The following is a 14,123-nucleotide window of genomic DNA, read 5'->3' as shown; positions in this document are numbered from 1 at the left end:
CTCGACCTGCGTGGACTTGCCGGCGCCGTCACCGCCCTCTGACGTGCGATGAAGAAGCCGGTCGCGGCCGGGGCCTCGTCCGCGCCCCCGCCGCGCAGCAGCGCCTCGCGCAGGTCCTGCCGCAGCGGGACGCCCTGCCGGTCGTCGGTGCGGCCGAGGACCAGCGCCGCGATGGGCAGCAGCAGCGCGCCGACGAGCATGAGCGTGAAGGCCGCGCCGCCATGGGCGAACACGAACTCGCCGCTGCCGAGCCGGTGCGGCCCGATCACGGCGGCGAGCAGCGGGGCGGCGACCGCCCCGAGGCCGACGGCGACGCGGACGACGGCGTGCAGGTGCTCGGTCATCCGGGGCCGGCGGGACTCCTCCAGCTCCTGGTCCAGGAGGGAGTGGCCGGTGTTCGCCGCGATACCGGCCGACAGACCGGCGAGCAGCGCGATCATCAGGACGGTCGTCGCGTCGTGCACCAGGCCCGCCGCGAGCAGCGCGAGACCGGTCAGCGCGACCGACAGGGCCAGCAGCCGGCGCCGCGAGAGCCCCGGGAGGACCTTGGGCGCCGAGCGGATGCCGATCGCCGGGCCGCCGCTGAGGACGAGCACCAGCAGCGAGAAACCGACCGGGCCGCCGCCGAGGTCGACGGCCTGGAGCGCGGCGACGCCGACGGCCGCGGCGATGGCGGCCGCCACTCCCGCGCAGGCGAGGATCAGCAGCGGTACGGCGCCGGTACGGCCCTTGTCGGCACCGGAGCCGGAGGCGGCGCGCGGACGGCGCAGTCCTTCGAGCGGGGAGCGCGTACGGGGCGTCTGCGCGCCGGGCAGCTCCACGAAGTAGAGGACCGAGATGGACGCGGCGAACAGCCCGGCGCCGACGTACGAGCCGAGCGCCGCCTGGTGGGCGTGGAACCAGCTGACGCCGGTGCCCAGCAGCCTGCCGATGAGCATGACAACGAGGAGCCCGGCGGCGGCCAGCGGCACGCTGAGGAAGTTCGTCCGCAGCGAGAGGCGGCGCAGCGCGTCCATGTGGTCGGGCAGCGGGCGCACGGCGGCGCCCTCGACGGGCGGTGCGGGGAGCAGCGCGGGGGCCGCGTCGTCCTTGGCGATGGTCCAGAAGCGCTCGGCGACGCCCACGACGAAGGTGGTGATGAGCAGCCAGGCGACGGCGTCGTCGGGCGTCCAGTCGATCCACAGCGGTGCGATGAGCAGCAGGACGAGCCGCAGCCCATCCGCGCCGATCATGGTCCAGCGGCGGTCCAGCGGACCGGACGGGCCGATGAGAGCGGAGAGCGGGCCGAGGAGCACCGCGCCGAACAGCACGGTCGCCAGGAGCCGCATGCCCAGTACGGCCGCGACCGCCAGCGCCGCCCCCCTATAGCCCCCGCCGAAGGAGCCCGCGGAGACCGCCGCCTGCAACGACAGCAGGACGAGCACCAGGACGGCCAGCGCGTCCGCGGCGCCGCCGACGAGTTGGGCGCTCCAGAGCCGGCGTAGCGGCGGATAGCGCAGGAGTGCTCGGACGGCACGCTCGCGGGAGTCCGCGGCAAGGGCGCCGGAAGTGGGGGTCACGTCCGTAGGCTGCTCTCGCGTCATCCCGCCAGCCTATCCGGATCACGTGAATCCACGTCCCCCCGGCCGAACAAACGGGCGGGGGCACGCGGATGACATGGCCGCGACCAGGCGTTACTCCGCCTTGGCCGCCGTTTTCCCGGCCGCGGCCGTCTTGGCCGCAGTGGTCTTCTTCGCGGCCGTCTTCTTGGCCGTGGTCTTCTTCGCCGCGGTCGTCGTCTTCTTCGCCGCGGTCTTCTTTGCGGCCGTCTTCTTCGCGGTGGTCTTCTTGGCCGCCGTCTTCTTGGCCGCGGTCTTCTTCGCCGCCGTCTTCTTGGCGGTCTTCTTGGCCGGGCCCTTGGCGCGCTTCTCCGCCAGCAGCTCGTAGCCGCGCTCGGCCGTGATCGTCTCGACGTCGTCGTCCCGGCGCAGCGTCGCGTTGGTCTCGCCGTCCGTGACGTACGGACCGAAGCGGCCGTCCTTGACCACGACCGGCTTCTCGCTGACCGGGTCGGTGCCCAGCTCCTTCAGCGGCGGCTTGGCCGCGGCCCGGCCGCGCTGCTTGGGCTGGGCGTAGATCGCCAGCGCCTCGTCGACCGTGATGGTGAAGAGCTGCTCCTCGCGCTCCAGCGAGCGCGAGTCGGTGCCCTTCTTCAGATACGGGCCGTAGCGGCCGTTCTGCGCGGTGATCTCGGTGCCCTCGGGGTCGGTGCCGACGACGCGCGGCAGCGACATCAGCTTGAGCGCGTCCGCGAGGGTCACCGTGTCGAGGGACATCGACTTGAAGAGCGAGGCGGTGCGCGGCTTGACCGCGTTCTTGCCGGTCTTCGGGGTGTCGTCGGGCAGCACCTCGGTCACGTACGGACCGTAGCGACCGTCCTTGGCGACGATCGGGCGCCCGGTCTCCGGGTCGGTGCCCAGCTCGAAGTCGCCGCTCGGCTTGGCGAGCAGCTCCTCCGCGAACGCCACGGTCAGCTCGTCCGGCGGCAGGTCGTCGGGGACGTCGGCGCGGTGGCCGGTCTCGCCCTCGGTCTGGGACGGGCGCTCGACGTACGGCCCGTAGCGGCCGACGCGCAGCATGATCCCGTCGCCCACGGGGAAGGAGGAGATCTCCCGGGCGTCGATCGCGCCCAGGTCGGTGACCAGCTCCTTCAGCCCGCCGAGGTGATCGCCGTCGCCGTTCCCGGCCTCGGCCGCGGCGCCCTCGCCGACGTCGACGCCGTCGGCGCTTTCCCCGAAGTAGAACCGCTTCAGCCACGGCACGGCCTGGGCCTCACCGCGCGCGATGCGGTCGAGGTCGTCCTCCATCTTCGCGGTGAAGTCGTAGTCGACGAGCCGGCCGAAGTGCTTCTCCAGCAGGTTGACCACGGCGAAGCTCAGGAAGGACGGCACCAGCGCGGTGCCCTTCTTGAACACATAGCCGCGGTCGAGGATGGTGCCGAGGATCGTCGCGTACGTGGACGGACGGCCGATCTCGCGCTCTTCCAGCTCCTTGACCAGCGACGCCTCGGTGTAGCGGGCCGGGGGCTTGGTGGCGTGGCCGTCGGCGGTGATCTCCTCCGCGGTGAGCCCGTCGCCCTCGGCGACCTGCGGCAGACGGCGCTCGCGGTCGTCCAGCTCGGCGTTCGGGTCGTCGGCGCCCTCCACGTAGGCCTTCATGAAGCCGTGGAAGGTGATCGTCTTACCGGAGGCCGAGAATTCCGCGTCCCGGCCGTCGCTCGCCCGGCCGCCGATCTTGACGGTGACGGAGTTGCCGACCGCGTCCTTCATCTGGGAGGCGACGGTCCGCTTCCAGATCAGCTCGTAGAGCCGGAACTGGTCGCCGGTGAGCCCGGTCTCCGCCGGGGTGCGGAAACGGTCACCCGAGGGGCGGATGGCCTCGTGGGCCTCCTGCGCGTTCTTCACCTTGCCCGCGTACGTCCGCGGCTTGTCCGGCAGGTAGTCGCTGCCGTACAGCTGCGTGACCTGCGCCCGGGCCGCCGCCACCGCCGTGTCCGACAGGATGGTGGAGTCCGTACGCATATAGGTGATGTAGCCGTTCTCGTACAGCTTCTGCGCGACCTGCATGGTGGCCTTGGCACCGAAGCCGAGCTTGCGGCTGGCCTCCTGCTGCATCGTCGTCGTACGGAACGGGGCGTACGGCGAGCGGCGGTACGGCTTGGACTCGACGGACCGCACCGTGAAGGCGGTGTCCGCGAGGCCGGCGGCCAGGGCGCGGGCGTCCGCCTCGGCCAGGTGCAGGACGTTCGAGCCGTCCTTGAGCTGCCCGAGCGACGTGAAGTCACGGCCCTGGGCGACGCGGCGGCCGTCCACCGCGGACAGCCGGGCGCCGAAGGTGCCCGGATCGCTGACGTCACCGGCGCGGCCGGTGGAGAAGGTGCCGGTCAGGTCCCAGTACTCGGCGGAGCGGAAGGCGATGCGCTCGCGCTCGCGCTCGACGACGAGACGGGTGGCCACCGACTGGACACGGCCCGCGGACAGGCCCCGCATGACCTTCTTCCACAGGACCGGCGAGACCTCGTAGCCGTAGAGGCGGTCCAGGATGCGGCGGGTCTCCTGGGCGTCGACCAGGCGCTTGTTCAGCTCGCGCGGATTGGCGACGGCCTCGCGGATCGCGTCCTTGGTGATCTCGTGGAAGACCATCCGGCGGACCGGCACCTTGGGCTTGAGGACCTCCTGGAGGTGCCAGGCGATGGCCTCGCCCTCCCGGTCCTCATCGGTGGCGAGGAAGAGTTCGTCGGACTCGGCGAGCAGCTCCTTGAGCTTCTTGACCTGGCTCTTCTTGTCCGCGTTCACCACATAGATGGGCTGGAAGTCCCGCTCGACGTCCACGCCGAGCCGGCGCACCTCACCGGTGTACTTGTCGGGAACCTCGGCCGCACCGTTCGGCAGGTCCCGGATGTGCCCGACGCTCGCCTCGACCACGTAGCCCGGGCCCAGGTAGCCCTTGATCGTCTTCGCCTTGGCAGGCGACTCGACGATGACGAGTCGGCGGCCGCCCTGTGCGGTCTCGCTGGTGGTCGGGGACAACTTCGCTCTTCTCTCCGGTCGACGCTCGGTGAACAGGCGATGCAGCGCGGGTAACGCGTACACGGCCCTCTACGGTGACGCTGCGGAGTGTGACGGTACATCCCGCCCCCGTGTCAAACGGAAAAAGCCCGCAACGCCACTCGAACGGTAACCCGACAAGCGTCCTGTCTGCCGCCCGGACCGGCACAAGCCTCGCGGAAGGCGCCCTGTCAGGCGTAACCGAGGCACCAGATCCCGCCGCCCAGAGCGGCGGCGGCGAAGAGAAGGGAGAGGGTCGCGGAAGCGACGGGACTCACACCGTCGGCGACCGGCACACGCTGCCGCAGCCGCACCGCTGTCCACAGCAGCAGGGCCGTACCGAACAACACGAATGCCGCTCCGGCGAAGATCGCAGGTCCGCTCTCCATGCCCGGAGCGTGGCACGCGCGGTAGGCGTACGCGCGAACCCCGGGTGAACGGGGCGCGACCGCCCTTTCCGGCCGTGTTCACGTCCCCGGCGGCGGCATCCCGCCACGCGGGGGCAAGTGGGCGCGCGGCCAGGCCCCCGGCGTACGCCCGGCGCGCGCGCCGGGGCCTACGGAACCTCGTCGGCCACCGGCTGGAGAAAGCCCTGTTCGACCAGGAGCCGGATGGACTGCGGGGTGCGGTCGCGCAGCACCACCGGATCCTCCCCGAGCAGCTGGGCGATCGCGTCCAGGATCCGGCCCGCGCTCAGCGTGCCGTCGCACACCCCCGCGAACCCCGCGCTCACCGTGTCGACCTTGGTCGCGCGCCGCATGCCCCGGTTCTGCCGGAGCACCACATGCTCGGGGTCCTCCATGCCGGGCAGCCCGACCTGCTCCTGGACGACCTCGTCGGCGAGCCGGAAGCGGGCCGTGAGCAGCGCCGCGTCGTCGTGCGCGCGCAGGAAGTCCTGGCGGTCGAAGTGGGCCGCCACGGCCTCCCCCAGCGGCTGCTCGACCGGGTGCGGCCACTCCTCCACCGTCACCGAGGGCCGGTCGGCGCCGGACTTGCGCAGGGTGATCCAGCCGAATCCGACGGCCGTGGTCCCGCTCGCCTCGAACTCGTCCAGCCACGCGTCGTAGCGCGCCGCGTACGCCTCGGGGCCGGCCAGGTGCTCGCCCGCGTCCCGCAGCCACAGCTCGGCGTACTGCGCGACGTCCTGCACCTCGCGCTGCACGATCCAGGCGTCGCAGCCGGGCGGCACCCAGGAGGCCAGCCGCTCGCGCCAGTCCTCGCCCCGGACGTGCTGCCAGTTGGCGAGCAGCTGGCACCAGCCGCCGTCGGCGAGATGAGCGGCGGACTGCTGGACGAGGGTGCGGCACAGATCGTCCCCGGACATCCCGCCGTCCCGGTACACCAGCCGGTCGCCCTCCGCGGAGCGCGGCGAGATCACGAACGGCGGATTCGACACGATCAGGTCGTACGTCTCGCCGCCGACCGGCTCGAAGAGCGACCCCTCGCGCAGGTCCGGCTCCGGCGCCCCGGAGAGGGCGAGGGTGAGCCGGGCCATGTCGAGGGCGCGCGGATTGGGGTCGGTGGCGGTGACGCGGGCGGCGTGCCGGCTCGCGTGCAGCGCCTGGATGCCGGAGCCGGTGCCGAGGTCGAGAGCCCGCTTGACGGGCGTACGGACGGTGAGACCGGCCAGCGTGGTGGACGCGCCGCCGACGCCGAGGACGAGCTGCGAGCGCTCCTCGGCCCCACGGGCGCCGCCGGGACCGCCGATGCCTCCGGCTCCGCCGACCGCGCAGCCGAGGTCGGAGACGATCCACCAGTCCTGGCCCTCGGGGCCGCCGTACGGGCGCACGTCCACGCTCGCGCGCACCTCGGCGCCGTCCCGCACCAGCCAGCCGTCGGCGAGGCAGTCCGTCACCGGCAGGGCCTCGGCCGCCCGTTCGCCGGACACCGGGCGCTGGAGCAGAAACAGCCGCACCAGGATCTCCAGCGGGCTGGCGCCGCGGGCCGCGCGCAGCGCGGGGACGGTCTCGCCGCGGGCCAGGGCGGCGTAGGCGGGCCCGCCGAGCAGATCCAGCAGGCCGTCCGCGGTGAACGCGGCGGCCAGCAGCGCTTCGCGGAGGCGGATGGTGCGCTCGGGGTCGGGGATCGGGCGACGGGACGGGGGCTGGTGCGTACTCACGCCCCCCATTGTCGGGGCAACCGCCGACCGTCGGCGACGACGGGCGGCGGCCTGTGGAAAAGCCACCCTGTGGATAACTCGACACCCCGACAACTCGACAACAGGGGCGTGACAGCCCGGCCCTCGCGCCCTACGTGGCGCTGGTGGCGCCGGTCTTCGGCTTCTGGCAGCCGGGCTGCTTCGACATCGCGGTGCCGACCTTGCCCGCCTGGAGCTGCTGAAGGGCCTTGTCACCCGAGTCGCTGAGCTTCTTGAGCTCGTCGGCGACGCCCTTGAGGCCCTCGGCGAACTTGGACTTGTCCGAGGTGTCGAGCTTGTCGACGGTCGTCTGCAGGTCGTTGTACGCCCCGGAGGTGGCGTTCAGCTCCTTGACGGCCTGCTTCTGGGTCTGCGCGCCGTTGTCGACGGGCGGGGCGCCGGCCTTCTTCACCGCCTTGGCGAGCGCCGCGTAGGACTCGGAGATCTGCTGGAACGCCTTGGAGTCCGTCTGCTGGAGCTTCTTGGAGTCCTGCTCCTCGGACGCCGCCCGGATGGAGGCGTTGGCGCCCTGGATCTTCTTCAGCTGCGGCTGCACCTCATCACAGACCGATTTGGCCCAGGCGTTGGCCTTCTTCTCGCTATCATCGCCGCCGCCGCCGCAGCCGCTCAGCGCCAGTACGAGTGCCGCACCGCCGGACAGTGCCACAAGCTTCTTGTTCACCGGATTGGTCCCTTCCATGGCTCTCGGCCCCGGAACATACACGGCCAAGCCGCTCGGACCGTCTGCCGAGCATCCTATATGGATATCTTTGAAGCCATTTGAACCAAGCTCGGTGTGCCATCCGCCTCATCGTTGAAGCCATTTGAACCAAGCTCGGTGTGCCATCCGCCTCATCGTGCTCATCTGGTGAACGCGCCGACCGCCCGCATGCCGCGGGGGCTCATACGGCCCCGTGACCGCTTCCGGGTCAGGACACCACCGCCGCGTCGGCCGACTTCGCGACGCGTTCGGAGTTGCCTTCGTCACCCACGGCGATTCCGCGCCGCTTGGAGACATAGACGGCACCCACGATGATCGCGACGGCCACCGCGGCGATCGCCGCGCGGAGCCCCGGGCTCGCGTTGTCGCCGTAACTGAACTTCACGACCGCCGGAGCGATCAGCAGCGCCACCAGGTTCATGACCTTCAGCAGCGGGTTGATCGCGGGCCCGGCGGTGTCCTTGAACGGATCGCCGACCGTGTCGCCGATCACCGTCGCGGCATGGGCCTCGCTGCCCTTGCCGCCGTGGTGCCCGTCCTCCACCAGCTTCTTCGCGTTGTCCCAGGCGCCCCCGGAGTTCGCGAGGAAGACCGCCATCAGGGTGCCGGTGCCGATCGCCCCGGCCAGGAACGAGCCGAGCGCGCCGACCCCGAAGGCGAAGCCGACGGCGATCGGCGCCAGGACCGCCAGCAGACCGGGGGTGGCCAGCTCGCGCAGCGCGTCCTTGGTGCAGATGTCGACGACGCGCCCGTACTCCGGCTTCTCGGTGTAGTTCATGATCCCGGGCTTCTCCCGGAACTGCCGCCGCACCTCGAAGACCACCGCGCCGGCCGACCGCGACACCGCGTTGATCGCCAGCCCCGAGAAGAGGAAGACGACCGCAGCGCCGAGGACGAGCCCGACCAGGTTGTTGGGCTGCGAGATGTCCAGGCTGAGGTTCATCTGCCCGGCCACCGAGGTGTGCACATCGGAGACGGCCTCCGCGATGGCATCGCGGTACGAGCCGAAGAGCGCCGCCGCGGCCAGGACCGCCGTCGCGATGGCGATGCCCTTGGTGATCGCCTTGGTGGTGTTGCCGACCGCGTCGAGGTCGGTGAGCACCTGGGCGCCCGCGCCCTCGACGTCGCCGGACATCTCGGCGATGCCCTGCGCGTTGTCGGAGACCGGGCCGAAGGTGTCCATCGCGACGATGACGCCGACGGTGGTGAGCAGTCCGGTCCCGGCGAGCGCGACCGCGAACAGCGCCAGCATGATCGAGGTGCCACCGAGCAGGAACGCGCCGTAGACGCTGAGCCCGATCAGCACCGCCGAGTAGACGGCGGACTCCAGCCCCACCGAGATGCCGGAGAGCACCACGGTGGCCGGGCCGGTCAGCGAGGTCTTGCCGATGTCCCGCACGGGGCGCCGGGTGGTCTCGGTGAAGTAGCCCGTGAGCTGCTGGATGAGCGCGGCGAGCACGATGCCGATGGCGACGGCGACCAGCGCGAGAATGCGCGGATCACCGCTGTGGCCGAGGATCTCGCGGTTGGTGACACCGTCGAGGTCGGCGTAGCTGGACGGCAGATAGGTGAAGACCGCAGCCGCCACCAGCGCCATCGAGATCACCGCGGAGATGAAGAAACCGCGGTTGATGGCGGTCATCCCGCTGCGGTCGGCGCGGCGCGGGGCCACGGCGAAGATCCCGACCATCGCGGTGAGCACGCCGATGGCCGGGACGAGCAGGGGGAAGGCGAGGCCCGCGTCGCCGAAGGCCGCCTTGCCGAGGATCAGCGCGGCGACCAGGGTCACCGCGTACGACTCGAACAGGTCGGCGGCCATGCCCGCGCAGTCGCCGACGTTGTCGCCCACGTTGTCCGCGATGGTCGCGGCGTTGCGCGGGTCGTCCTCGGGGATTCCCTGCTCGACCTTGCCGACCAGGTCGGCACCGACGTCGGCGGCCTTGGTGAAGATGCCGCCGCCGACCCTCATGAACATCGCGATCAGCGCGGCACCGAGACCGAAGCCCTCCAGCACCTTGGGCGCGTCGGCCGCGTACACGAGCACCACGCAGGACGCGCCCAGCAGGCCGAGGCCCACGGTGAACATGCCGACCACGCCGCCCGTGCGGAAGGCGATCTTCATCGCCTTGTGCGAGACCGCCGTCAGATCCACGGCGGGCCCGGGAGCGGACGAAGCGGAATCCCCGTTGACCGGGGTGGCGGGGGCCTCGGGGGTCGCTTCCCGGGCCGCGGCGGCGACGCGCACATTGCTGCGCACCGCGAGCCACATGCCGATATAGCCGGTGGCCGCCGAGAATCCCGCGCCGATCAGAAAGAACGCCGATCGCCCGATGCGCTGCGGCCAGTCGTCCGCCGGCAACAACATGAGCAGGAAAAACACGACCACGGCGAATCCGCCGAGGGTGCGCAGCTGCCGGGCCAGATAGGCATTCGCGCCTTCCTGAACGGCCTCGGCGATCTTCTTCATGCTGTCCGTGCCCTCGCCGGCTGCGAGCACTTGTCGTACCAGCACCACGGCGACAGCGAGCGCCGCGACCGCGACCGCGGCGATCACCATCACGATCACACGGTTGTCATCGGTCAGCTCTGCGGCGGCCAGGGTCGTGGTGAGATCCAGCTGATGAGGGGTGAGAGGCCCCGCCATTCGTCCTCCTTGACGTTTGGCACATGGGCGCGCGCAGCAGTTCTGCGACCGCAGAAGAGCCGCCACGCTCAGGCGTCCTGAGCTCAAGATGTGGACGGATTGTAAGTAGCGTCACACGATCAAAACAGGGCGCCGGAATGGGAATTCGCCCGCACCAGCGAAGATCAATAGGTTTCGGCCCCGGGAATTCCTCCGGAAGGAGGAAGGTCAACAATTCACTGACGGGGGTGAAATGATCTCCATAAACGATCTCAGTGCACTATGAAAAGTGCTGTTCAGAGCGGTTTTCCGGACCTCCCGATGGGTCTCCGGAACGGTCGGCCGGAGGGACGGCCCGGAACGTGCCGGAACGACGACCGGGCCGGCCGTCACGGGGACGGCCGGCCCGGAGGTCACAGCGGATGAAGCGGGATGGCGGCGGAATCGTTACGGCACGAGGGACTGGGGCGAGGCCGGCCAGCTCATGCGGATCACACCGCCGGTCTCGCTGGTCGTCACCTCGACGTCGTCGACGAGCCCGCTGATGACCGCGAGGCCCATCTCGTCCTCGCTCTCGCCCTCGTCGTCCACGTCCGGGTGGGAGCCCGGGGCATGCCCGGTCGAGGTCGGGGACTCATCGCCGACCTCGATGGAGAACTTCTTCTCCTCCTCGGTGAGCGCCACCCGCACCGGGGCGTCCACCCCGTTGCTCAGGTGCAGCCCCACCGCACGGGTGCAGGCCTCGCCGACAGCGAGCCGCACCTCGTCGAGCACGGCCTCGTCCACCCCCGCCCGACGCGCTACGGCAGCCGCGACCAGCCGGGCGGTCCTGACGTGCTCGGGAAGCGCGCTGAAGCGGAGTTCGACGGTGGCCATGCCATCCCCCTCGGGCGTATGGGCGTGCAGATCAGGGGGCCGGGCGAAACCGCCCGGGACCCCCTTGGTTGTCTTCCCGCGGTGACTGGTCAGTCAGTCGCCGCGACAGCGTCCTCGACCGAGGTGTGGATGGGGAACACCTTGGTCAGGCCGGTGATACGGAAGATCTTGAGAATGCGCTCCTGGTTGCACACCAGACGCAGTGAGCCCTCATGGGCACGTACGCGCTTGAGCCCGCCGACGAGCACGCCGAGCCCGGTGGAGTCGAGAAAGTCGACGCCCTCCATGTCGACGACCAGGTGGTAGCTACCGTCGTTGACAAGCTCGACCAGCTGCTCGCGCAGCTTGGGCGCGGTATATACATCAATCTCGCCACCGACCTCGACGACCGTGCGGTCGCCAACGGTCCGAGTCGACAGGGACAGGTCCACGGATCCTCCAGCACCTTGCATCGAGCGGTCGCCCCCCATGGATCGGCAGCCGCGATGGCATTCAATCACTTACCAGCAGGCGTGCACGACGCCTTGAGCCCATTGTCCGTCAGACCAGTGACACACTCGGTGTCGATGGCCCACAACCAACTCCCGCGGCAGGCGGGCATACGCCCCTCGCCCCGGGCCGTTCTCGACCGGCTCGGCACCGGAGCAGGCCGAGGCGCGCGCATCACTCATACGGAGCACTTGCCCCCGCGTCTCGGCAGCCATGCCGACTGGCCTTCGCCGATCCGGCCGGAAGTGATCGACGCCATCCGGGCCGCCGGAATCGAGCGCCCGTGGACCCATCAGGCACGCACGGCCGCCCACGCCCTGCGCGGAGAATCCGTGGTCGTGGCCACCGGCACCGCCTCGGGCAAGTCCCTGGCGTATCTCGCCCCCGTGCTCAGCACCCTGCTGGACGGCTCGGAGGAGCCCAGCGGGCGGGGCACGACCGCCCTGTACCTCTCGCCCACCAAGGCGCTCGCCGCCGACCAGCGCCGCGCGGTGGCCGACCTCACCGCCCCGCTGGGCACCGGGGTGCGGGCTGCGGTGTACGACGGCGACACGCCGGTGGAGGAGCGCGAGTGGGTCCGCCAGTACGCGAACTACGTGCTCACCAACCCCGACATGCTCCACCGGGGCATCCTGCCCGGCCACCCCAGGTGGTCCTCCTTCCTGCGCGCGCTGCGCTACGTCGTCATCGACGAGTGCCACACCTACCGCGGCGTCTTCGGCTCCCATGTCGCCCAGGTGCTGCGCAGGCTCCGGCGAGTCTGCGCCCGCTACGGCTCCTCGCCCGTCTTCCTGCTCGCCTCGGCCACCTCCGCCGACCCGGCCGTGGCGGCCACCCGGCTGACCGGGGTGCCGGTCGCGGCGATCACGGAGGACTCCTCGCCCCGCGGCGAGGTGGTCTTCGCCCTGTGGGAGCCGCCGCTGACCGAGCTGCACGGCGAGCAGGGCGCCCCCGTCCGCCGCACGGCCACCGCCGAGTCCGCGGACCTGCTCACCGACCTCGCCGTCCAGGGCGTCCGCACCGTCACCTTCGTGCGCTCCCGGCGCGGCGCCGAACTGATCGCCCTGATCGCCCAGGAGCGCCTGGCGGAGGTCGACCGGACCCTGCCGGACCGGGTGGCCGCCTACCGCGGTGGATATCTCCCCGAGGAGCGCCGCGCCCTGGAGCGGGCCCTGCACTCCGGTGACCTCCTCGGCCTCGCCGCCACCACCGCCCTGGAACTCGGCATGGACATCGCCGGTCTGGACGCCGTCGTACTGGCCGGCTATCCCGGCACCCGGGCCTCCCTGTGGCAGCAGGCGGGACGGGCCGGACGCACCGGACAGGGAGCCCTCGCGATCCTGGTCGCCCGCGACGACCCGCTGGACACCTATCTGGTCCACCACCCGGACGCCCTCTTCCGGCAGCCGGTCGAGTCCACCGTGCTGGACCCCGACAACCCGTACGTCCTCGCGCCGCATCTGTGCGCGGCCGCCGCCGAGCTGCCGCTCACCGAGGCGGACCTGGACCTCTTCGGCCCCGCCACCGAGGAGCTGCTGCCGCAGCTGGAACAGCGCAAGCTGCTGCGCCGCCGCGCGACCGCCTGGCACTGGACCCGCCGCGAGCGCGCCGCCGACCTCACCGACATCCGCGGGGAGGGCGGCAGCCCGGTCCAGGTCGTGGAGGCGGCGACCGGGCGGCTGCTGGGCACCGTGGACGCCTCGGCCGCCCACACCACCGTCCACGAGGGTGCCGTCCACCTCCACCAGGGCCGGAGCTATATCGTCCGGCAGCTCGACCTGGAGGACTCGGTCGCGCTGGTGGAGGAGGCCAGCCCGCCGTACTCGACCACCGCCCGCGACACCACCGCGATCTCCATCCTGGAGACCACCACCGAGATCCCGTGGGGGGACGCGCGGCTGTGCTTCGGCTCCGTCGAGGTCACCAACCAGGTCGTCTCCTTCCTGCGCCGCAAGCTGATCACCGGTGAGGTGCTGGGCGAGACCAAGCTCGACCTCCCGCCCCGCACGCTGCGCACCCGGGCCGTGTGGTGGACGGTGACCGAGGACCAGCTGGAGGACGCCCGGGTCCACCCCCAGGCCCTCGGCGGCGCCCTGCACGCCGCCGAGCACGCCTCCATCGGCATACTGCCGCTCTTCGCGACCTGCGACCGCTGGGACATCGGCGGGGTGTCGGTCCCCCTGCACCCCGACACGCTGCTGCCGACGGTCTTCGTGTACGACGGCCACCCTGGCGGAGCGGGCTTCGCCGAGCGCGCCTTCCACACCGCCGCCCGCTGGCTGACCGCCACCCGCGAGGCGATCGCGGTCTGCGAGTGCGAGGCGGGCTGCCCGTCCTGCATCCAGTCCCCGAAGTGCGGCAACGGGAACGATCCGCTCGACAAGCGGGCCGCCATCCGCCTCCTGACGACGCTCCTGGCCAAGGCCCCGGACCAACCCCCCGCCGAAGGCTGACCGGGCCCTGGCGCCCGCCGCAGGCTCCCGCACGGCCCGCTCCGCCGACCGCCCGTCGCGGCCGGGCACGGGATGACCGGGTACGGGGGTGTCGGCGGGGCCCGCCCGCGACCGGACCCGGAGGGCGAACGGCCCGGCCCGCACCTCCGCCGTGAGGTCCGCGATCTCACCGCTCAGGGCGCACCGCACCACACGCGCCCCCTGGGCGGAGGCCACCCGCCGGGCGAGGCGGCAGGCG

General features: G+C 71.5%; 8 protein-coding genes and 1 pseudogene. 1 reads left to right on the top strand and 8 read right to left on the bottom strand.

What is annotated here, in order from left to right:
• The 8 genes and pseudogenes from SSOG_RS53850 to bldG form a co-directional block, all read right to left on the bottom strand.
• Nucleotides 1-1,583 (bottom strand): annotated as a pseudogene (locus SSOG_RS53850) (MFS transporter); the annotation flags it as partial.
• A gap of 90 nt (nucleotides 1,584-1,673) precedes the next feature.
• Nucleotides 1,674-4,568, bottom strand: coding sequence for a type I DNA topoisomerase (gene topA, locus SSOG_RS23775; RefSeq protein ID WP_009716793.1), 2,895 nt, complete (start codon nucleotides 4,566-4,568; stop codon nucleotides 1,674-1,676).
• A 209-nt stretch (nucleotides 4,569-4,777) separates the two neighbouring features.
• Complete coding sequence (locus tag SSOG_RS23770; RefSeq protein ID WP_009716792.1) at nucleotides 4,778-4,975, bottom strand: hypothetical protein; 198 nt, start codon at nucleotides 4,973-4,975, stop codon at nucleotides 4,778-4,780.
• A gap of 167 nt (nucleotides 4,976-5,142) precedes the next feature.
• Nucleotides 5,143-6,714 (bottom strand): DUF7059 domain-containing protein, encoded by a 1,572-nt coding sequence (locus tag SSOG_RS23765; protein ID WP_086015803.1) that lies wholly within the window; start codon nucleotides 6,712-6,714, stop codon nucleotides 5,143-5,145.
• A 121-nt stretch (nucleotides 6,715-6,835) separates the two neighbouring features.
• The gene (locus SSOG_RS23760; protein WP_245606364.1) at nucleotides 6,836-7,405 is read right to left on the bottom strand and encodes a small secreted protein; all 570 of its coding nucleotides are present in this window, start codon (nucleotides 7,403-7,405) and stop codon (nucleotides 6,836-6,838) included.
• A 247-nt stretch (nucleotides 7,406-7,652) separates the two neighbouring features.
• Nucleotides 7,653-10,088: a sodium-translocating pyrophosphatase gene (locus tag SSOG_RS23755; protein ID WP_039938537.1), complete on the bottom strand. Its 2,436-nt coding sequence runs from the start codon at nucleotides 10,086-10,088 to the stop codon at nucleotides 7,653-7,655.
• A 426-nt stretch (nucleotides 10,089-10,514) separates the two neighbouring features.
• The gene (locus tag SSOG_RS23750) at nucleotides 10,515-10,943 is read right to left on the bottom strand and encodes an ATP-binding protein (protein WP_009716788.1); all 429 of its coding nucleotides are present in this window, start codon (nucleotides 10,941-10,943) and stop codon (nucleotides 10,515-10,517) included.
• Between the two features lie 89 nt (nucleotides 10,944-11,032).
• Nucleotides 11,033-11,374, bottom strand: a complete 342-nt coding sequence (gene bldG / locus SSOG_RS23745; RefSeq protein ID WP_009716787.1) for an anti-sigma factor antagonist BldG — start codon at nucleotides 11,372-11,374, stop codon at nucleotides 11,033-11,035.
• Between the two features lie 54 nt (nucleotides 11,375-11,428).
• Here bldG and SSOG_RS23740 point away from each other — a divergent pair, with 54 nt between their 5' ends.
• A complete protein-coding gene (locus SSOG_RS23740) occupies nucleotides 11,429-13,885 on the top strand; it encodes a DEAD/DEAH box helicase (RefSeq protein ID WP_078510386.1) in 2,457 nt (818 codons plus the stop codon).
• The last annotated feature ends 238 nt before the right edge of the window (nucleotides 13,886-14,123 follow it).

Source organism: Streptomyces himastatinicus ATCC 53653, assembly GCF_000158915.1.
Classification (GTDB): Bacteria; Actinomycetota; Actinomycetes; order Streptomycetales; family Streptomycetaceae; genus Streptomyces; species Streptomyces himastatinicus.
Note: the sequence above shows the minus strand (reverse complement) of the source record. Positions and strands in the feature narration are given on the sequence as shown.